Origin of the sequence: Neolewinella litorea, from assembly GCF_004803465.1 — a bacterium.
GTDB classification, from domain to species: Bacteria; Bacteroidota; Bacteroidia; order Chitinophagales; family Saprospiraceae; genus Neolewinella; species Neolewinella litorea.
In genome coordinates, this window is record NZ_SRSF01000001.1 from 479,984 (window position 1) to 500,689 (window position 20,706).

General features: G+C 58.5%; 18 protein-coding genes. 8 read left to right on the forward strand and 10 right to left on the reverse strand.

Annotated elements, in window-relative coordinates; all coding sequences use genetic code 11:
• Window positions 1-92: 92 nt before the first annotated feature.
• On the reverse strand, window positions 93-968 hold the full coding sequence (locus tag E4021_RS02080; protein ID WP_136456236.1) for a M57 family metalloprotease: 876 nt from the start codon (window positions 966-968) through the stop codon (window positions 93-95).
• 386 nt (window positions 969-1,354) lie between these two features.
• Here E4021_RS02080 and E4021_RS02085 point away from each other — a divergent pair, with 386 nt between their 5' ends.
• Both E4021_RS02085 and E4021_RS02090 read left to right on the forward strand, forming a co-directional pair.
• The gene (locus E4021_RS02085) at window positions 1,355-2,632 is read left to right on the forward strand and encodes a PQQ-dependent sugar dehydrogenase (protein WP_136456237.1); all 1,278 of its coding nucleotides are present in this window, start codon (window positions 1,355-1,357) and stop codon (window positions 2,630-2,632) included.
• A 45-nt stretch (window positions 2,633-2,677) separates the two neighbouring features.
• Window positions 2,678-2,929, forward strand: coding sequence for a hypothetical protein (locus E4021_RS02090; protein ID WP_136456238.1), 252 nt, complete (start codon window positions 2,678-2,680; stop codon window positions 2,927-2,929).
• A 50-nt stretch (window positions 2,930-2,979) separates the two neighbouring features.
• Here the strand turns inward: E4021_RS02090 and E4021_RS02095 are convergent, their stop codons facing one another.
• Genes E4021_RS02095 through E4021_RS02110 form a run of 4 tightly spaced genes read right to left on the reverse strand, consistent with a single transcriptional unit; the run spans window position 2,980 to window position 7,298 of the window.
• The gene (locus E4021_RS02095; protein ID WP_136456239.1) at window positions 2,980-4,518 is read right to left on the reverse strand and encodes an acyl-CoA carboxylase subunit beta; all 1,539 of its coding nucleotides are present in this window, start codon (window positions 4,516-4,518) and stop codon (window positions 2,980-2,982) included.
• A gap of 18 nt (window positions 4,519-4,536) precedes the next feature.
• Window positions 4,537-6,003 (reverse strand): acetyl-CoA carboxylase biotin carboxylase subunit, encoded by a 1,467-nt coding sequence (locus tag E4021_RS02100; protein ID WP_136456240.1) that lies wholly within the window; start codon window positions 6,001-6,003, stop codon window positions 4,537-4,539.
• Complete coding sequence (locus E4021_RS02105; RefSeq protein WP_136456241.1) at window positions 6,000-6,479, reverse strand: acetyl-CoA carboxylase biotin carboxyl carrier protein subunit; 480 nt, start codon at window positions 6,477-6,479, stop codon at window positions 6,000-6,002. The genes E4021_RS02100 and E4021_RS02105 overlap by 4 nt, the downstream gene beginning before the upstream one ends.
• A gap of 48 nt (window positions 6,480-6,527) precedes the next feature.
• A complete protein-coding gene (locus tag E4021_RS02110; protein ID WP_136456242.1) occupies window positions 6,528-7,298 on the reverse strand; it encodes an SDR family NAD(P)-dependent oxidoreductase in 771 nt (256 codons plus the stop codon).
• Between the two features lie 179 nt (window positions 7,299-7,477).
• On the opposite strand from E4021_RS02110, the gene E4021_RS02115 reads away from it, so the two are divergent.
• Together E4021_RS02115 and E4021_RS02120 are read left to right on the forward strand one after the other, a co-directional pair.
• The gene (locus E4021_RS02115; protein ID WP_136456243.1) at window positions 7,478-8,188 is read left to right on the forward strand and encodes a ferritin-like domain-containing protein; all 711 of its coding nucleotides are present in this window, start codon (window positions 7,478-7,480) and stop codon (window positions 8,186-8,188) included.
• Between the two features lie 20 nt (window positions 8,189-8,208).
• Window positions 8,209-9,012 (forward strand): ferritin-like domain-containing protein, encoded by an 804-nt coding sequence (locus tag E4021_RS02120; RefSeq protein ID WP_136456244.1) that lies wholly within the window; start codon window positions 8,209-8,211, stop codon window positions 9,010-9,012.
• A 107-nt stretch (window positions 9,013-9,119) separates the two neighbouring features.
• Here E4021_RS02120 and E4021_RS02125 read toward each other — a convergent pair whose 3' ends face one another.
• Complete coding sequence (locus tag E4021_RS02125; protein WP_136456245.1) at window positions 9,120-9,944, reverse strand: ZIP family metal transporter; 825 nt, start codon at window positions 9,942-9,944, stop codon at window positions 9,120-9,122.
• A 132-nt stretch (window positions 9,945-10,076) separates the two neighbouring features.
• Between E4021_RS02125 and E4021_RS02130 the strand changes: the two genes are divergently transcribed.
• Entirely contained in the window at window positions 10,077-10,880 is an 804-nt protein-coding gene (locus tag E4021_RS02130) for a hypothetical protein (RefSeq protein ID WP_136456246.1), read from the forward strand.
• Window positions 10,881-10,932: 52 nt separating this feature from the next.
• Here E4021_RS02130 and E4021_RS02135 read toward each other — a convergent pair whose 3' ends face one another.
• Window positions 10,933-11,547, reverse strand: a complete 615-nt coding sequence (locus tag E4021_RS02135) for an MCP four helix bundle domain-containing protein (protein WP_136456247.1) — start codon at window positions 11,545-11,547, stop codon at window positions 10,933-10,935.
• Window positions 11,548-12,755: 1,208 nt separating this feature from the next.
• Complete coding sequence (locus E4021_RS02140; RefSeq protein ID WP_136456248.1) at window positions 12,756-13,091, reverse strand: hypothetical protein; 336 nt, start codon at window positions 13,089-13,091, stop codon at window positions 12,756-12,758.
• A 275-nt stretch (window positions 13,092-13,366) separates the two neighbouring features.
• Between E4021_RS02140 and E4021_RS02145 the strand changes: the two genes are divergently transcribed.
• Window positions 13,367-13,909 (forward strand): CIA30 family protein, encoded by a 543-nt coding sequence (locus tag E4021_RS02145; protein ID WP_136456249.1) that lies wholly within the window; start codon window positions 13,367-13,369, stop codon window positions 13,907-13,909.
• Window positions 13,910-13,936: 27 nt separating this feature from the next.
• Here the strand turns inward: E4021_RS02145 and E4021_RS02150 are convergent, their stop codons facing one another.
• Window positions 13,937-14,809 carry a lipid A deacylase LpxR family protein gene (locus E4021_RS02150; protein WP_136456250.1) on the reverse strand — a complete coding sequence of 291 codons (873 nt, stop codon included), beginning with the start codon at window positions 14,807-14,809 and terminating at the stop codon, window positions 13,937-13,939.
• Window positions 14,810-14,970: 161 nt separating this feature from the next.
• Window positions 14,971-17,706 carry a TonB-dependent receptor gene (locus tag E4021_RS02155; protein WP_136456251.1) on the reverse strand — a complete coding sequence of 912 codons (2,736 nt, stop codon included), beginning with the start codon at window positions 17,704-17,706 and terminating at the stop codon, window positions 14,971-14,973.
• Window positions 17,707-18,183: 477 nt separating this feature from the next.
• Here E4021_RS02155 and E4021_RS02160 point away from each other — a divergent pair, with 477 nt between their 5' ends.
• Both E4021_RS02160 and E4021_RS02165 read left to right on the forward strand, forming a co-directional pair.
• The gene (locus E4021_RS02160; protein ID WP_136456252.1) at window positions 18,184-19,047 is read left to right on the forward strand and encodes a 3-keto-disaccharide hydrolase; all 864 of its coding nucleotides are present in this window, start codon (window positions 18,184-18,186) and stop codon (window positions 19,045-19,047) included.
• A gap of 7 nt (window positions 19,048-19,054) precedes the next feature.
• Window positions 19,055-20,533, forward strand: a complete 1,479-nt coding sequence (locus E4021_RS02165) for a M14 family zinc carboxypeptidase (protein ID WP_136456253.1) — start codon at window positions 19,055-19,057, stop codon at window positions 20,531-20,533.
• Window positions 20,534-20,706 lie beyond the last annotated feature (173 nt).

The following is a 20,706-nucleotide window of genomic DNA, read 5'->3' on the forward strand; positions in this document are numbered from 1 at the left end:
GCGGGGCCAAAAATGCGACTTATTATGCTAATAACAAAAAAGACCCGCTTTCCTTTGGCGAAAAGCGGGTCTCGTATGGCATCTGTATTAGGCTAGTATAGGTACTCGAGCGCAACGCGATCGTAGTAGCCGAACTCACCGTCCTCACCGCTGCTGAAGCAGGAGAGCATGACGGAATTAGCATCAAAGCCGGTTGGCGTACCCGGAATGTGTACTGCACCGTCGGAACCGGCCGACTCGCCCGACTGTCCGCAGGATTCCCGGCTGAACCAGTCGGTGTGCCGCAGGCCCATAGCGTGGCCGATCTCGTGGGTCATCACGTGCTCGTTCACGTTGGTGTCATAGTTTTCCATACCGTTGTAGATCTCCACCCACTTGTAGGGCTGACCGCCGCTGGGGAAGCCAGCCACGCCGCCGGCGCCGTTGTTCGACTCGTTGCGGTAAACTACGATGTCGGCGTTGGTGGTTGCGCCAAAGGTGAGGGTGAACTGTTTGGTGGTGTTTAATGCGTTGTAGTTGGCTACCGCCCACTGCAGGGCCGTACGCATCTTGGCCGTCAGGGCAAAGCCGCTGCCGGTGTATCCGACCACACTGATGGCATTGTCGCTGACCAGGTTGTTGGTACGGTACTGCTTTTCCAGGGTAGCATCCATGGCGCGCAGTTCCCGCAGTTGGTCCTTGGTCAGGGCAATGTCGCCGTCAACCAGGTAACGGTTGGCGGTGGTGCCGTCGGGCCGCACCTCCGTGTAGGGTACCGCTTCGCCGTAGTGGGCCGAGTGCCCGTCAACGTGCTGCATGATCGGAGCTTCCAATCCGAGGTCGGCTACCTGGACGTGGCCGTCCTCGTTGTGGTCTACCAGAAAAGTGGTGGTGGGGGAGAGTGCCTCGGCGTCCAGCGTGCTGTCTTCGGTGCAGGAGGTCAACAGGGCAAAAAAGAGAAAGGGAAAAAGGTGTAATACAGGTTTCATAGGTAAAAACGGGTTGGTGTGGTCAGGGCATGACGGTACAGTGGGCACGGGAGCGCCGGTAGGATCCGGACAACCGGACCACGGGTTAGAGGACTTGGAATTGAAACGGCTATTGCCGCGGCACGACGGTCAGGGAAACCAGGAGGGCCAAAGGGCCGGACCGCGGGAAGAGTGTTTTAGGTTGTCGCAAGTTAAACCCCCAAAATAAAAATCCAAGCTTCCACACAATAAATTTTCAATTCTACTTTACCTGGGTAAAGACGTGGCAACTGCGGCAGTACATATGGTCATTTATACAATAAGCCGCCCCCTGAGCCACCTGCCCGGCCCCACCTAATTTCACCGCACCCGCGAACCCGCCACCCTTGCCTACCTGTTTGAGCAGTATGAAATTACTATCCCTGACCGCGGTGGCATTGCTAACGGTCACCTCCTGTGCCTCCCAGGTTAGCAACGATCAAAAGGCCGCCCTTGCCGAGCAAGGTCCCGTAACCGTAGCTACAGCCATCGGTCCACTCCAGCTTCCCAGCCCCTACAGCAGCGAGTCGGCCGTAAAGCTGAGCGAGATCACCGACTGGCCCGCCGATCGCACCCCCCGGGCCCCCGAAGGCTTTACGGTTAACCGCTTTGCCGACGGACTGCAGCACCCGCGCAGCACCTACATCTCGCCCGAGGGGGAGATCTTTGTCGTTGAAAGCAACACGCGCAACAGCGCCGATCGCATCCAGAAACTGGTGGACGCCGACGGTGATGGCAGGGCAGAAGAGCGCATTGTCTTCGCCACCGGGCTTAACCAACCTTTTGGGATGCTCATCCTCGACGACTATTTCTACGTGGCCAATACCGACGCCACTTACCGGTACCCCTACACGACCGGGCAGCGTGAACTTGATCTCAGCAAAGGCGAAAAGGTAGTTTCCACGCCACCCCAGGGCTACAACAATCACTGGACGCGCAACCTGCTGGCCGCCCCCGACGACAGCAAGATCTACGTGTCCGTAGGTTCCGGCAGCAACGTCGGTGAAAACGGCATGGAGGCCGAAAGGAACCGGGCCACCATCCTGGAGGCGAATCCCGACGGCAGCGCGGTGCGGGAGTACGCTACCGGACTGCGCAACCCGGTAGGCATGGACTGGAACCCGATTACCGGAGAGTTGTGGACGGCCGTCAACGAACGCGACAAACTAGGCGACGAGCTGGTACCCGATTACATTACCAGCGTGCAGGAGGGCGGCTTTTACGGATGGCCCTACAGCTATTTTGGACATATCAACGACCCCCGGTGGGCCGACGACCCGCACCAGGAGCTGGTGGACGAGGCCATAGTTCCCGATGTACCCCTGGGAGCCCACACGGCTTCGCTCGGCCTGGTATTCTACACCGCCGAACAGTTTCCCGATCGTTACCGGAACGGGGCTTTTGTGGGACAGCACGGCAGTTGGAACCGCTCCAACTTCAGCGGCTATAAAGTTGTCTTCGTGCCCTTCGATGCCCAGGGCAATCCACAGCCGCCGGAGGACTTCCTGACGGGCTTTATCGCGGACGCCTCCGCGGGTAAGGTCTGGGGTCGGCCAGTAGGCGTATCGGTCCTGCCCGACGGCAGCCTGCTGGTGGCCGACGACGATGCCGGTATTCTTTGGCGGGTGGCCCATCCCAGATCGTAATCACTTACCCGCAGGGCGTGGCCCCGCGGTTCACTCCCTTCCACTATGCCACTACTCATTCTTCTGCTGGGGTTCTTCTTCCCCCGCCTCGTGATCGTGCTCCTGTACTTTTTCACGGGCTGGTTCCGCGCGGCTTTCGACGGCTTCCTCATTCCCTTGCTGGGATTCATCTTTCTGCCGCTCACGACGCTGTGGTACGGCATTTCGGAGACCTACTTCGAAAGCGTGCAGACCGTCGGCCTGATCATTGCCGTCCTCCTCGACCTGGGGATCGTTGGCAGTAAGTTGCGGGATTAAGGTCTAGGCCCGGCAAGCCGAGACAATAGCTCTACCAAAAACGTCCCAACCTAAAGCGGAATATTCCCGTGCTTCTTCTTGGGTAGTACGGTGACCTTGCCTTCCAGGGAGGCGAAAGCGCGAATGAGTTTGCGCCGCGTATCCTGTGGGTAGATGACCTCGTCGATAAACCCGCGTTGGGCCGCCCGGTAGGGGTTGGCAAACTTTTCCGCGTACTCGGCTTCTTTTTCCGCGAGTTTGGCGGCTGGATCGTCGGCCGACTTGATCTCGCGGCGGAAGATGATCTCGCTGGCCCCCTTGGCACCCATTACGGCGATCTCGGCACCCGGCCAGGCGTAGTTGAAGTCGGCCCCAATGTGCTTGCTGTTCATCACATCGTAGGCCCCACCATAGGCCTTGCGGGTGATCACGGTGACCCGCGGCACGGTAGCTTCGCTCAGGGCGTAGAGCAGTTTGGCGCCATTGGTGATGATGCCGTTCCACTCCTGGTCCGTGCCGGGCAGGAAGCCGGGTACGTCGACCAGCACCAGCAGGGGCACGTTGAAACAGTCGCAGGTACGGGTGAAGCGGGCCGCCTTCTTGGAGCTGTCCACGTCGAGCACCCCGGCCAGACTATAGGGCTGGTTGGCAATGATGCCGATACTCTTGCCTCCAAGGCGGGCGAAACCCACGACAATATTCTCCGCGTAGCGTTCGTGGATTTCCAGGAAGCTGTCCTCATCGATGATGCCCCGAATCACCTCGCGCATGTCGTAGGGTTGGTTCGGACTGTCTGGTACGATCCCGTTCAATTGCTCCCGGATTTCCGAACCGAGGGAGTAGGGGTACTCGATGGGTTTTTCTTCGCAGTTCTGTGGCAGATAACTTAGCAGACGGCGCAGTTGCTTCAGGCACAGCACGTCGTTGGCGGCGGTGAGGTGGGTGACACCCGATTTGGTGGAGTGGGTGGACGCCCCGCCGAGTTCCTCACTGGTCACCGATTCGTTGGTCACGGTTTTTACCACGTTAGGCCCCGTCACGAACATGTAGCTGGTGTGCTCTACCATGATCGTGAAGTCGGTCATGGCCGGCGAGTAGACCGCCCCGCCTGCGCAGGGCCCCATAATGGCAGACAGTTGCGGGATCACCCCCGAGGCCTGGACATTGCGGTAGAAGATGTCCGCATAGCCCCCAAGGGAGCGCACGCCCTCCTGGATGCGCGCGCCGCCGCTGTCGTTGAGTCCGATCAGGGGCGCGCCCGTCTTGACCGCCATATCCATGATCTTGCAGATCTTCTCGGCGTGGGTTTCGGAGAGCGAGCCCCCGAACACCGTAAAGTCTTGCGCAAATACGTAGACCAGGCGGCCGTCGACCGTGCCGTAGCCGGTGATCACGCCGTCGCCGTAGAAGACCTGCTCCTGCATGTCGAAGTCGGTGGTCCGGTGGGTCACCAGCGCGCCTACTTCCTCGAAGGTTCCGGGGTCAAGGAGCAGGTTGACGCGTTCGCGCGCCGTCAGCTTCCCCTTCTGGTGCTGCTTGGCGATGCGGTCGGCACCGCCGCCCAGTTGAGCCTTGCTCAGTTTATCGTTGAGGGTCTGTAGTTTATCCATTTGGTCGGGGCGGGTTGGTTAGTGGCGGCTAAGCCACTCGATGGAGCTTGACCGGGGGACGGTCAGGCAGGCGGAATTCTGTTGGTAAAGGTAGGCGGCGAACAGGGCGGCGGCCCGGTTGGCGCTCTCATCCGCTTCGGCAATGGCCTCGGGGCGGAAGTGGGCCTTCACGAAGTTGGTATCGAAATCGCCCGAGCGGAACGCCTCATGGGTGAAGACGAACCGACCGAAGGGCAGGGTAGTCTCGATTCCTTCGATGCGAAATTCGGCGATGGCGGTTAGCATCTTTTCGATTGCCTCACCACGGGTAGCGCCGTGAGTGATCAGCTTGGCGATCATGGGGTCGTAGTGGATGGGGATGTCCATACCTTCCTCGAAACCGTCGTCAACGCGCGCACCGGAAGTGGGCGGGCGGTAGGTGGTCAGCCGCCCGATGCTGGGCAGGAAGTTGTTGGTGGGGTCTTCGGCGTACACCCGGAGTTCGAGGGCGTGGCCGTTAATCTTCAGGTCCTCCTGCCGGAACGCCAGGGGTTCCCCCTCCGCGACGCGAATTTGCTGTTCCACAAGGTCGATGCCGGTGATCAGTTCCGTAACGGGGTGTTCGACTTGGAGCCGGGTATTCATTTCCAGGAAGTAGAAATTGTGGTCAGCGTCGAGCAGAAATTCTACGGTTCCGGCGCCCACGTAGTCGCACGACTGGGCGACCCGTACCGCCGCTTCTCCCATTTGGCGGCGGAGCGCGGGTTCCAGGACGGCCGAAGGGGCTTCCTCAACTACTTTTTGATGCCGTCGCTGAATGCTGCAGTCGCGCTCAAAGAGGTGCACACAGTTGCCGTGCGTATCGGCGAGCACCTGGATCTCGATGTGGCGGGGCGAGGCGATGTACTTCTCGATGAAGACGCTGCCGTCGCCGAAGGCATTTCGCGCCTCACTGATGGCGCGGTTCATCTGGTCTTCCAGTTCATCGGCCGATTCCACCACGCGCATGCCCTTGCCGCCGCCGCCAGCAGCGGCTTTGATCAGGATGGGGAAGCCGATCTCGCGGGCTACGGCCCGCGCGCGCTCGGGATCGTCTACGGCCTCGTCCAGGCCTGGCACCATCGGGATGTCGTAGGCACTTACCGTGTCCTTGGCTGCGAGCTTGTTCCCCATCACCTCGATGGCGTGCGGCCGGGGCCCGATGAATATCAGTTCCGCGGCGGCCACGCGGCGCGCGAACTCCGCATTCTCGCTCAGGAAGCCGTAGCCCGGGTGGATGGCGTCGGAACCCGTATCGCGGGCCGCGGCGATCACTTTGTCCATATCCAGGTACGACTGGTTCGAGGGCGGCGGCCCCAGGTGTACGGCCTCGTCTGCGAAGCGGACGTGTGGCGATTCCCGGTCGGCGTCCGAATAGACGGCTACCGTAGTGATGCCCAGGCGGCGGGCGGTGCGCATGATGCGCAGCGCGATCTCGCCTCGGTTGGCAACGAGTATTTTCTTCATTCCATTTCGATTAGCAACTGTCGTTTGTCGACCGCCTCGCCCACCTTGACCTTTACCGCCTTTACGGTGCCAGCGCCTTCGGCCTTGATTACATTTTCCATCTTCATGGCTTCCAGCACCAGCAGGGGCGTGCCGGCCTCCACTTCCGTACCGGCTTCCACCATAACCTGCAAGATCAGGCCGGGCATCGGGGCGGTCACTTCGTTGGTCGTAGTGGCTACGGTGGTGGCGAGGCCCAGTTCCTGCACGATACGGTCGTAGGAATCGGCCAACGCTACGGTGAAGCGACGGCGATCGATCGCGACCGTAAGCCGCTTGCCAAAAGAGTCGGCCTCGATCAATTCGCAGGCGAAGCTTTCGCCGTCCACAATGAGGTGATATTTACCGTGGTAGGGCCCGACGATGTTCAGGTCGGACAAGGTCTCGGCGCTAATGTCAAACGATTGGTCCGCAACGGTGGCGGTTAAATTCTCCATGAGGGGTAACCTAGCTGTTTTACCTGATACGTACAAATAGGGTAGGGCCTAGCGGGGCTGCATGCGGATACCGGCGTCCATTCGTACCACCGTACCATTCATGTAGTCGTTTTCGACGATGTGACGGGCCAGACGGGCCACTTCCTCGGCCTGACCGAGCCGGACCGGGAACAGGGGCTGGCGCGAGAGGGAATCGTACACCTCCTGCGGGAAGGCATCAAACATGGGCGTGTGGATCAGGCCGGGCGCAATGGCGTTGACCCGGATGCCGTTGCGGGCCAGGTCGCGCGCCATGGTCAGCGTCATGCTGGCCACCCCGCCCTTGGAGGCGCTGTAGGCGGCCTGGCCGATCTGTCCTTCGTAAGCCGCTACGGAGGCGGTGTGGAGGATCACCCCTCGGCTCCCGTCTCTGTCCAGGGGTTGGTTCTGCGCCATCGCATAAGCGACAATACTGGAGACATTGAAAGTCCCAATCAAATTAATGTTGATCACCTTAGCGAATAGGGCGGCATCTCCCGGCCCGTCGCGGCCGATGGTCTTCACGGCCGGGGCTATACCCGCGTAGTTGCAGCATACGTGCAAGTCGCCAAAGCGTTCGCGCACCTCCCCGACGGCCCGCGTAACTGCGGCGTGGTCGGTGACATCGACTTCGTGGTAGCTGGCATTCTCGCCCAGTTCGCCTACCAGGGCTTCACCCCGCTCGCGATTCAGGTCAAACAGGGCCACACGGGCGCCGGCCCCGTGGAACAGGCGGGCAGTAGCTTCTCCCAGTCCGGAAGCCCCCCCGGTAATGATGGCGGTACTATTCTCAATTTTCATGCCGCAACCTACAAAATTTGCGCGCCAGTATCCGATCGTGGGGGCATGTTCACTAATACATGCAAATATATCGCATTCATCGACGCTTTGTCCCGCAGACAACCTTTGGGAAATGATTTCACCTTTCAGCAATCCTTTGGTACCCAACTTACGTACGTACCAGTAAACCAAATGACCTTATGAAGTTACCCAAGTTCACCGAGTCGCGCGTCGTTGCCGACCGGAACCCCCACAATCGCCGGTCGTTCCTGCGCAAGTCCGGTCTCGGACTGGCCGCCGCCGGACTATTCCTAGCCGGATGCGAAGACGACGACGACCCCATCATGATCGATGAAACCGTTAATCTCGGCAGCGGCGACGTTGGCGTTCTCAACTACGCCTACGCCCTCGAGCAACTGGAAGCCGCCTTCTACGCTCAGGTGCTGCAGGGTGGATACTTCGCCAGCGCCAGCGCTGAGGAGAAACAGATCATGACCGACCTGGAGGCCCACGAGCGTGCCCACGCCGAATTCTTCGAGGCCGCCATCAGTTCCGTGGCCACCGCCATTCCAGCCCTGGGGGTTGACTTCAGCAGCATCGACTTCGACAGCCGCAGCAGCGTACTGGGTACCGCCCAGGCTTTTGAAGACCTTGGTGTATCGGCCTACAACGGCGCCGGTCGTCTGTTGCAGAATCCCGACTTTCTGGTGATCGCCGGCAAGATCGTGAGCGTCGAAGCACGCCACGCCGCCGCCATCCGCAGCATCAACAGCGCTTCGCCCCGCGCCTTCGCCAGCAGTGAAGTAGTCGACTCGAACGGTCTCGACTTGGCCCGCACCCCTTCCCAGGTGCTCAACATCGCCAAGACCTTCATCACCACCAATATTGACGCAAGCGGTCTGCCCCAGTAGTCCACCCCAAAAGAAACAACATGAAATTCCTACATCTCTTTAATGAATTTGAACGGGGGGCGAACGGTTCCACCCCCCAGCTGACCACGCGCCGCGAGGCCTTCGGTCAGATCGGCCGCACGGTCGGTAAAGCCGCCACTGTGGCCCTGCCGCTGGCCGCCTTCCTGAAATCTAACCCAATAGCCGCCCAAAGCAGCGGCGATAGCATCGTTGACGTCCTCAACTTCGCCCTCACCCTGGAGTACCTCGAAGCCGAGTACTACGCCATGGGACTGGACTCCGACGGACTACTCACGGGCGATCTCCGTGAAACGATCTCTCTTATCGGCGACCACGAGGCTGCCCACGTGGAGTTCCTCAAGTCTGCCATCAGCGGTGCCGGCGGCGACCCCGTCGACAAGCCCGATTTTGACTTTACGGCCGGTGGAAACTTCAACAACGTCTTTTCCAACCAGACCATCTTCCTGGCCCTTGCCCAGGCCTTCGAAGATACCGGAGTGCGCGCCTACAAAGGCCAGGCCGCAAACCTGATGGGTAACGGTGCCGTACTTACCGCCGCCCTCCAGATCCACTCCGTGGAAGCGCGCCACGCCTCCGAGATCCGCCGTATTCGCGGGTCCAAGGGCTGGATCACCAACGCTGAGAACACCACGGGTGCCGGTGCCGCTGATGCAGTCTACATGGGTGAGGATAACGTAATGCAGTTAGGCTTCAACGTCACTACCCTGACCAGCGTAAGCCGTAACCACATCACCGAGGCCTGGGATGAGCCCCTGAGCAAGCAAGCCGTGCTCGACATCGCTTCGCTGTTCATCGCCGACTAGCGGGCTACCTGACAAACACATGAACTGAGCGCGCAGTACCACCCGGTATTGCGCGCTTTTTTTATGCCCGGCACCCGCGGCCGCGCCCAAAGAAATGATAGTAGTCTTTAACTCAGACCAACGTCAAGCGTCATCATAACTATGAAGCCGACTACGAAGCCCAGCGTGGCGATATCCGTGTTGCTCTCCAGTTGGGTCTCCGGCACAACCTCCTCGATCACGACGAAGATCATGGCCCCGGCGGCGAAGGCCAGTGCGTAGGGGAGGATGGGGGTAAAGAAGGTAACGGCCAGCGCCCCGGTTACTGCGGCAATTGGCTCTACGGCCGCGGACAGCTGACCATACCACCAGCACTTGAAGCGGCTCACGCCCTGGCGACGCAGCGGCATGGACACCGCTAGCCCCTCGGGGAAGTTTTGGATGCCAATGCCCAGGGCCAGGGCCACCGCCCCACCGATCGACGCGCCGGGCATATCTGCGGCCACCCCACCGAAGAGGACACCGACGGCCAGGCCCTCGGGGATATTGTGTAAGGTGATGGCCAGAACCAGCAGGGTAGTGCGGTGCCAGGGCGATTTCAGTCCCTCCTTTTCACTCTCCTTGAAATTGATGTGCAGGTGGGGAAGGATCTTGTCCAGGCCGAAGATGAACAGGGCACCCGTAGCGAAGCCCACCGCGGCGGGAATCACCCGCACGAATCCGTCGCCCGGACTCATCTCAATGCCAGGCGCCAGCAGGCTCCAGAAAGAGGCGGCCACCATTACACCCCCGGTGAAGCCCAGCGCCCCGTCAAGCAGGGTACGGTTCATACCTTTAAAGAAGAACACCAGCGCCGCCCCCGCTGCGGTGAGGATCCAGGTGAACAGGGAAGCGTAGAGCGCCGCCAGGATGGGGTCGATGGATTCGAGGTAAGCAATGGCACTGGATAGCATGGCAGCAAAGTAAACGCGAATTCTCCATACCGCCGGTAGAAGTACTACGGCGAAGCCGCACGCAAGCCCACCCTCCATCCCCGGAAGCTGAATGTTAAGGTCGTGCGCGGTACACGTAGGTACATTAAATTTATGTTTTGTTTTGAGAACCCCAACGACACTACTATCAAACACCCTTATTACCACAACCTGCTGCGCACCCTGCGCGGCAACCTACCGGCATTGCTGGTGGGTATCGCGATCTGCAGCATCCTGCTGCTCGCCGCCATCCTGGCTCATTCGAGCCTGCCGACGACTTATGGCCTGCTATTTCGGGACATGGGGTCGGAGGTTGATCTGCCGGTTTCGCACGGCCTGTTTTCCCAGCTAGGGATAATGCTCTGGTCCCTCGGACTCGGTTCGTTGCTGTTGATGCTGCTTAGCTATCCCTCGCCTTCTCACCGCGTACGCGCTTACATCCTGTATTCCCTGGTGGTGACGCTCACCTTGGCCATCGACGATGCCTTCCGGATGCACGAAACCTTTTTCGACGAGGTTCTCGGACTGGGCGAGTCGGTTGCCTTCCTGATCTATTTCTGTCTTTTGCTGGGCTATTTCGTGCTGTTTCTCCACCAAATCCTCGCCTCGCCCTTTCCCCTGTTGCTGATCGCCCTGGGATTGTTTGCCTGCTCGATGCTAGTAGACCAGACGCCAGGACTGGCGAATTATGTCGGACTCGACGAGACTTTCCTGCTCGAGGACGGCGCCAAGTTGGCCGGGATCGTTTTCTGGACCCTGTACCAGTTGCTGATGTGCCGGTCGTGGTTCCAAGAGGCACTGGCAATTGATAGTCGGAAGGGGCAGCAATTCAGGCAAACCGTATACAGCCGGGGCGCGGACGCGGGTGCTGATATAGGCAGGCACGCCGAGAGGCGTGGAAGCCGGGCGGAAGTCTGAAGAGTGGCCTTATGGTGGCCGGCAACCCCAGCGTGTGCTTACTGTACCAGCGTTACAGATAGCTGTCTTTCTCGTCGCGCAGGCTTGCGGGGTAGAGAATGATGAACTGGACGATGATGGCAAGGACGATGAGTGCCACAATTTCCAGTTGAGTAAAAAGGTGTACGCTGCCCAGCGCTTTGCGGCCCATGGAAAGCTGGCGTTGTCCCTCCGTAAGCTGGATATCCGATAATTCGCGCAGGGTTTGGCGGACTTCGGTCACTGGTTGCCGCAGTAATGCGCCGTCGGCATCTTCGGCCAGGAATTTATCCTCCTTTTCCTCCAGGTGCTGGACGCTCTCGCGCAGTCGCTCAAATACCAGGCTTTCCCGTTCGGTCAGTTTTGTATCCGCGAAGCGGTCGATCGCTGCCCGTATCGTCTGTTGGTTTGCGGCGGTCGCGGAAGCCAAATCCGGGCCGGAAAGTCGGGCGTAAGCCATCTCCTTCTCGCGTAGCAACTCAGACAGGTCAAAAATAATGCTGTGGGCCACGAGCCGGTCGGCGTAGATCGTTTCGAGGGTCTCTTCCACGGCACCGAAGTTGTGTCGGTCGACCAGGTTGGTCGTCAGGATCAGTAGAAAAACCAGGGCAATACCGAGTGCCCATTTGATTTTGTTAAGGGAGGTCATAGTGGATGAGGTTTGGAGAACAGGAAGGTAATGATAGTAAAGCTATTAAATACTGGCATACCGCGCAATAGTAGTCGTGCGCGTTACCCGGTGGCAGGTTAAGAACCGTGGGCAATGCGGATGAGATCGTCAACCTTTTCTAAGTGCTGACTTCCGGCGTCGTAGCCAGTGGGCATCTGGGTGCGCCTACACCGCTGGAGGGTGGGGGAGAGGTGCCCGAATTTACATCCCTTGTATAAAAGCAGTGTGGCGTGATTGCCTTACCGAAAGGCATTAATGGGTGGCGATCCGGATATGCGGATCACCTAAATGAGAAGTACCAATAACCCGGCCATTTGTCTACACCAGCATGGTCTTGAATCGACTGGGCAGAGGCCTGGAGTAACAGGCTGTGCCAACTGTCTTCTAACGCTGACTATTTATCCTTGATATTCGTCGTTTGCAACGGAGGCTCGTTGCGTCTTGGAGCCATAACCCTCCACATGGTAGCCGAGTGAATTTTACTCGCAAACAGTTAGGTTCTACTACAAAAGAGGTATTCTTTTCATCGGTATCTGAGCACGGTTGGACGGTTGGATAAGGCAATAGCGGGCAGTTGGATTAATTCTAATTAACATAATATAAATTATGGGCTTTCATCCAAACTGAAAATGTAGTCTGTAATCGAAGCCGGTTTATGGTATTGGACTCCAGTCCAATTACAAACAAGTTGACCTATCCGTCCTATAAACTTCGTGGCACTACCTTGGTGAGTACACCGACTCCTCACCAGCAGCTCGATAATCTTGCTCATCAATTCCTACGTCCCTTTAGTGTTGTACTCTGAGCTTAGATGGTTCGTCGGGTGAGGAGAATCGATAGCTCCGAATTGGTCCAAGTCAGGCTGCAGCCAAGGATATAAATCTGGGAATCAGGTCAATGCATTTTGATAGTCAGCAACTGAAGAGGTTTCAAAAGAGGCTCCAGTTTAATAAGCTGGTAGTTGTAAACTGAATTTCCCCTACCCTTCCAATTTCTAATATTTCGACAAACTTTTCGAAAAAAGAAAACTTTGGATGAGTAACGATAAATAACTTTATTCACGCACATCGGCAACCGGTTAATTATCAACCGTTTATCAAATAATTTCGCCACACGCAAAGTCTAAATCTAATACGCGTTATACCGACCAATCGGTTACCACAACCGAATTCATTCACCGATTGGCACTATTCATCCACGCGCCGATATCCGGCCACCAGGCCTGTACCCATCAGAATGCCGATGCCACGGTAGGCGATGCCAGTTGGCGACCGCCAGGTGAGTTGATAAGCGTCTCCCTGTTGGGTGATTTCAAGATCGTAGTTACCCAACTCCGTGCCGTCTGCGAGATGATAGGTGATGTGGTAGATTCCGGGAAATCCGTCGTCGGTCGGCCCAATAGCCACGCCGGTTCCGATCTCTCCCGAGTCCAGCTCATTGGAGTACCACTTCGCGATCAAACGATCCTTGTGCTGGGGACGGTAGGTGACTATGCCTACGTGGGGAATGGTTTGGTCGTTCATCTTTGTCGAATATTTAGAAGGTTAAGTGGCTGGGAACGCGGTTGCCTCGCTCATTTCCTTAAAGTACGCAGGAAGTGGTTGGAAACCAATCGCCGGCAGTGGGTACATCGGATGTTTGTCGCGCAAACCTGTGTTTGTAACCGGGTCTCGGGTTGTATTAAGTGTCGGGCCGCAAGGCCCTCAGCCCAACATGGTAGCGGGCCTTGGCGCTCGGCCTGTAAGGCCTCGACCTAAAATGTCCGAACATCCCCCCAACGCGCGCCCTTACAGTATTTATGTTGCACCTATTATTCATCCTCGCATCCCTGCTGCCCATGTCTACGCATACCGACACTATTTGGTACCAATTTTCAACCAGCTCGGATGCTTCCGAATGGGAAGTCCAGGACGATACCGTCATGGGTGGCAGATCCAAAGGGAACTTCGAAGTGAGCCGCCAAGGCGTCGGCCGTTTCCACGGTCACGTGAGCCTGGAAAACGACGGCGGCTTCTCCTCCATCAACCATACCCTTGACCAGCCCATTGAGCCCGAGGGTACTGACCGTTTTGTACTACGCGTGAAGGGCGACGGAAAAGTCTACCAGTTCAGGGTCATGGCCGACGAGGATCAAGAGTTCACCCACTACGGTGAGTTCAAGACGACCGGGGAATGGCAAACCGTGGAAATGTCCTTTGACGAAATGACCGCCATCCACCACGGCGAACCGGTCGACGTTCCCAACTACGAAGGTGATCGCGTCGCCGTGATCGATTTCCTCATTGCCAACGGGGAAGAACAGGACTTCGAGCTCCTCATACAAAGTGTCGGAGTGAAGTAGGAGGTAACACGCGAACTGTCCGAAAACTCACCAGTCGTACTGCAGCACCACCGTCCCCCAGGCGTGCCCCCTACCCTGCCGGAATTCTTGCGTCAGATAGGTGTGGGAAAATTCTAGTTGCACGCCACCTAGCTTTACCTCTATTCCCGCGGTTGCCTGCCCAACGATCCGCGACACATCGCTTGCGGATAGGGTATGCGGACTCTGCCGATTGAACAGTCCGCCCTGCAGACTCGCGTCATAACCCACCAGGCGGGCGGCGGGGCGCAGGTGCAACACAATTCCCGAACGGCGAGCACCGGTGGGCAGCAAGCCAAAGCGTATCTCGGAGGCAAGTCCCAATCGGGTACGGTAAGTTCCCACCCGACCCTTCACTTCGCTGTACACCTGCAACCACCTGTAGCTCAATATTTTATAACTTGCCATCAATTGGTAATCGAGCAGTACATCCGTAGCGATCTGGTACTCCCACCCCATTGGAGCTACGTTGCCGGTCCGCCGGTGAATCCACTTCTGTTCGGCCGCCGCGAGTGAGGGCGGACCGATCACTCCGGCCAGCACCTCCGAATAGTATTGCCGTTTCCGCTCGGTGTGGAACCCGCGCGCCGCCGCCCGCTGGTTGCCGTAAATGAAGTACAGTGCACCCGCGTATGGCCGGTCGTCGCGCAAGATCTGGTCGGCCCGGATGCTCGTGGGGGTGTACCCCTCCTGCCCCATACCGAAAACATGCCGGCCGCTGCCGTACTCCAGCCGGATGCCCTGCGTGAAGTAGTAATCGGTGGCCGTAAAGTAGTCGTTGGCGTAGGTGAGCCGGAAGAAGTGAGCCTGCTCCTTTTGCGCGGACAGAGAGCTACCGTACGACAGTAAAAGCAGTATGGCAAATGCGCGGAAGAGGGGCATTTACAAGTTTACGTGAAGTCGCCCCCATCCGGTTCCCGGCAACGGTCCGTCGCGTGGTGGTGTGGGGACCTTAACTCACGAGAGGGGGAGTTAAGGGACCAAAAAAATGTCCGGCCCCGCGACAAGGCGCGAGACCGGACATTATGAATCGGCAAGCGAGGCTAGAAGCGCAGGCTACCGGACAGCGTCAGGATGGTACCCAACTGGCTGAAGTGGAAACCGTCGTAGGTCATCTGCGAATAGCGCTGGTTGAAGGTGATGAGGTTCGACTGGTTCTCCAGGGCCGCGGGATTGTTCAGCAGGGCGTCACCGGCCGGACTTTCCGATTTGAAGTTCCACTCAGGCAGGACGTTAAAAATATTGTTGGCGTTGAACTGCAGGGTGAACTTCTCGGTGAGGCGGTAAAAGATGCTGAGGTCGGTGACCACCTTGGTCTCGAACTCGGTGTACAGGCCCGTGGCCAGGCCCTGCTGCCGGAACTCGGTGGGACCGAAGAGGGTATTGTTGAGGCTGAAACCCACCTTTTCCAGGTCGTAATCGATACCCAGGATGGCTTTGTACTTCGGACGGGAAGTGAAGAAAAGCGCCTCCTGGGTGGGGTTGGCCACCGACTGGCCGGCACCAGCTACAATTTCCGGGTTCTTCACCGCGCCGATCCGTTCGTTCTGCAGGGTGTAGTTGCCCGACAGGTTCACGACCAAACTGCGGTCGCCGAAGCGCAGGCCGCGGTAGCTGGACACGAAGTCGATGCCGGAGGTCCGCGTATCCAGTCCGTTGACAAAGAAGCTCAGGTCGCTGAGGTTGTTTTGCGCCAGGAGGTTATCCAGGGGCGTGTTCCCGGCGTCGGTGGAGCCGATCTCCGTGGAGAGGATGATGCGGTCCTCCACCTTGATGTTGTAGTAGTCAAGGGTGATGCTGAGGTCGGAGTTTGGACGCAGACCTACGCCGACCGTGAAGTTGGTCGACTTTTCAGGATCCAGGGCGGGCAGTCCGAGCAGACGGGCCTCACGGCTGACGTTGCTGATCAATCCGCCTACCTGGATACCCGAGCCGGGTACGAAGCTGTACTGCGCCTTCTGGGTATAGATCTGGTGCAGGGAGGGGGCTTTGAAGCCGGTGCTGAAGGAAGCACGCAGGGTCACCTTGTCCTCGGAGAATTTGTAGCGTGAACTCACCTTGTACACGAAGGCGTTGCCGAAGTCGCTGTAGTTCTCCAGGCGCACGGTGGCGTTGATGAGAAAGTCCTCGGTGAAGTCGAAGGCCGCATCGGCGTATCCACCGAAGTTGTAGCGGTCAAAGGTGCCGGAGTTGCGAGGGTCGTTGCCGGAAAAGGAGTCGGCGCCGCCGTCCTCATAGGAAGCCAGGTCGCCCTCGATAACGGTGAAGCTTTCGTTGCGGAACTCCGCGCCGAAGGCGATGCCGACCATATCCGAAAGCCGGCGCGTGATGTCGATGTTACCCACGTTGTGCGTGAAGCGGGTGCCGCCCGGATCGAAGGTGATCGGACTGTTCTCGCGGTACTTGAAGGTGCCGTCGGGGTTGAGGGTGCTGTTCCGGTTGTGGGAGTTGGAGACAGTGTAGGTCTGCTCGTTTCCGCCGGTGGTGAAGCTCACGTCGGCGATCCAATCGTCCTTGCGCGTAAGGAATCCGACCGTACCGTGGTAGTCGTTCAGATTGCCCTCGAAAGTAGGCACGTAGCCGATGTACTCGCCGTTGGGCCCGTTGGGAAAGAAGTCGGCCAGGTAGGGGAAGTCATCCAGCGTCCGCCAGTAAGGCGTGCGGTAGTTGGCGAAGCTGTTCACCTTCTTATATACGTAGGCTGCGTTACCGTAGAATTCGGTGTTGTCGGACACGTCGCTGCCGAAGTTGACCACGAATTTCGAGGCAGTCGTTTCCGGCGAGGCGTTGATGTTGCGGGCGTCGGGGTAACGGCTGAGGAATGAGCGGACGTCCTCAATGCTGGCCCCGAAGTCGGCGGCTTCTCCGGCGGCGTCGACGGTGCCCGGGCGGTTGGCCTGACCGATCTTGGACAGGTCGATGGTGTAGTTGATGAAGCCGCTTTCGCCGATGTTGGTGCCGTTGTTGAGCGCGATACCGAACTGCTCGCCGTCGCCTTCGGTGGTGATACCGGTACGGAGGGTCACGCTGCCGTCTTCGTCGTTATCTTTCAAAACGATGTTCATTACACCGGCGATGGCGTCGGACCCATACTGGGCCGAGGCGCCGTCCCGCAGGATCTCCACCCGCTTGATGGCGTCCGTGGGGATGGCGGAAATGTCCGCGCCGGTCTCTCCCCTACCCGGTGAGGTCTGGGTGTAGAGCAGGGCGCTCATATTCTTGCGCTTGCCGTTGATGAGGATCAGGGTGCGGCTGGGCCCCATGTTGCGGATCTCGTAGGGGTCGAGCAGCGAGGTGGCGTCGTTGACGGGGGTTTGCACCGTATTGAAGGAGGGAACCCTATACTGCAGGGCCTTGTCGAAGGTCTGCTGCCCGGTAGCGGTCAGGTCATCCGAGGTAAATACGTCCACGGGAAGCGGGGAGGTCGTCGAGGAGCGCGGCGCGGTGCGCGAGCCTACTACTACCAGTTCTTCGAGGTTGGTGGCCCCGCCCTCCATGGATACGTCCCAGGTAGCGGTCTCTCCCGCGGCCAGCGTGAACTCACGGCTCTGCGATCCGTAGCCGATGTAGCTGACCGTAAGGGTGTAAGTACCGGCGTTGCGCAGGTTGAGCTCGTAGGTACCGTCTACGTCCGTGACCGTGCCGGTGGACCCGGCGGAGATCGTGGCCCCCACTATGGGTAGTCCGGATTCCGTGACGGTACCGACGACGGTTTGGGCAGTGAGCAGGCCCGGCAGAATGGCGCAGACGAAGACTGCTAGGGTAAAGTAATGCCTCATACAGTTGATGGGATATGGTCCGGGTGATGGATATTCCACCGGACCGGTTAAGGAATGGCTTTGGATGTAAGGTAGCACGGAATTTTAACCGGTAATACACTGGACTTCTATCCCTTACACGTTGCGGTTTATTGCAATCGGTGGTATTTCGGTTGATCGGTTGGGGGATAATTACTCTGTTACTTTTGGAGATCCAACTGATTGTGCACCTTGGCACTTGGACTGTGAGGCCTTGAGCTGAATGGTTTGTGTACCTTCTTTTCTCTGGTTACCTAAGGAATCGGACCGGAAGGCGATCAGCCGGCATGGTAGGGAATTCTAGTACTCCGCCTGTGAGGCCTCGACCTGAGTCATCTGTGCACCTCCACTCCCCTGGGGTTACCCAAAAGTCGGACCGGAAGGCCCTCAGCCCGGCATGGTAGCGGACCTTAGCACTCGGCCTGGAAGGCCTCGACCTAATAGTCTATATTCACCGCTATGAAAGCACACCACCACCTGAGCCTGGCGCTCCTGTTGCTCTGCCTGGCCGCCTGCGCTCCGGCGCCCGAATCCGACAACGTGGCGAATACTTCTCCGGCACCGGATGAGAACTGGGTAAGTTTGTTCAACGGCAAAGACCTTACCGGCTGGGACATCAAGATGGCCGGCCGACCACTGAACGAGAACTTCCGCAATACGTGGCGGGTAGAGGACAGCATGCTGCGCGTGAGCTACGAAGACTACGAGAACTTCGACGATGCCTACGGTCACCTGTACTACCAGCAGCCCTATAGCCACTACAAACTGCGGTTCGAATACCGCTTCACGGGAGAACAAACGCCCGGTGGAGCCAACTGGAACGTGCGCAACAGCGGCGTAATGCTGCACAGCCAATCGGCCGCCAGCAACGATATGGGGCAGCATTTCCCGGTATCCGTTGAGCTGCAACTGCTTGGCGGACTCGGCGAAGGGGAACGCAACACCGGCAACGTCTGCACGCCGGGCACGGCCGTGGTGATGGGCGACACGATCAATTACAATCACTGTATCAGTTCCAATTCGGCCACCTACCACGGCGACGACTGGGTAAAGGCCGAGGCCATCGTGCTGGGCGGGGAGGCCATGCACTTCCTGATCGAGGGCGATACCGTGCTCAGTTTCCAAAAACCGCAGATCGGGGGCGGCTTCACCTCGCGCAACGACGATGCGGCCGCCTGGAAACGCTTCGGCGTCGAGGACAGCTACCAGCGTTGGCTGGACCGGGAGGGGGAGATCCTGACCGAAGGCTACATTGCCCTGCAGGCGGAAAGCCACCCCATCGACTTCCGCAACATCGAGCTGCTGGAACTACCCCAAGAATAGACCATTTATGACCCATATATCGGCCCTGCGCCTGCTGCCCCTACTCCTTTGCCTCCTGTGGCAATCCGCCTGCAGCCAAACCGTGGGCGAGCCCGCGGGTGCCGTATCCTATCCCGAATATCCGGCCGAAGCGGTGGAAGCATCCCTGGAAAGCTATCGGGAGTCGGCGCTAACGACCCGCCGTTTCAAGCAGTCGGACCTGCAACCACTGCTGCATGAGCTGGGCAACGCCTTCCGGGTCGATACAGCTGGCACTTCGGTGGAAGGCCGTCCGCTTTACCGGGTGGAATGGGGCCGTGGGCCTACGGAGGTACTGCTCTGGTCACAGATGCACGGCGACGAGCCCACGGCTACGGCGGCGCTCTTTGACCTGTTCAACTGGTTGGAAGGAAGCGGTGACGGACTGGACAGCCTGCGGCAATTGCTCGACCGCGAACTTCACCTCACCTTTCTGCCGATGCTGAACCCCGACGGCGCAGAACGCTTCGAGCGTCGCAACGCTCTGGGCATTGACCTGAACCGCGACGCGCTGCACCTTACCAGTCCGGAAGCCCGCGTACTCAAAGCGGAGCGCGACCGCCTGGATGCCGAGTGGGGCTTCAACCTCCACGATCAGGGAGTCTACTATTCGGTGGGATTCCCCAAAGGCCCTGGAGCCGTATTATCAATTCTGGCGCCCGCCTTCGATTGGGAAAAGAGCATGAGTGACAAGCGCGAGGATGCCGCCCAGCTGATCGCGCTGCTCAACGCCCGCTGGCAGGGCTACGTACCGGGCCGCATCGGACGATATAACGACGACTTTGAGCCCCGGGCCTTCGGCGACAACCTGCAGAAGTGGGGTACCCGTACCGTGCTTATCGAATCCGGCGGTTATCCCGGTGACCCCGAAAAGCAGGAGATTCGTCGGCTTAACGTACTGGCCTTGATCGATGGGCTGCACGCCATAGCGACGGGGCGTTACGAACAGTACGGCGTGGCGGATTACCTAGCCATCCCCGAGAATGAATCCAACGGCGTCCACGCCCTCATTCTCGAGAACGCCCGCGTCGACCGCCCGGAAGGCAGCTACGTAATGGATATCGGCTTCCGCCGCAGCGAGCGTGCTGTGGGGCAGGACGGCCGGTCCTACACCTCATCGGCTTACGTCAGTGATCTGGGTGACCTGTCTACTTTCGGCGCCTTCGAAAGAGTGGACCTCGACAGTATGCGCGTGGTTCCGGGAAAAATCCACCCGGACCAGCACTCCGCCTCCGAAATCTCCCGATTGAATCCGCGGGAATTCTACCGGCAGGGGTATACAGCCGTACGGGCTACCGCTACCCTACCCGATCCGCCACCTAATATGGGCCTAAGGATATTGGGACCTAAGGACCGACTGGCCGGCGCGGTCGATATCGGCGTTACGCTGGACCTGCTGGTTTACGATACCGCAGGCAGGTTGAAGTACGTGGTCGCGGATGGAGCAGTGATAGAAACGCAGGATTGATAGCAAGGCTATTGAATTTCGCACTCGCAATTGGACGGAAATACAACCTACTAAATAAAGAAAACTTAGGATGAGTAATGAAACGACCCTTAAATTTGGTGTCCCCGACTCGAGTATTGTCATTTGGACAAAAATAATTGAGGTCAGGAGCAAATAATCGGTAAGACATAGCC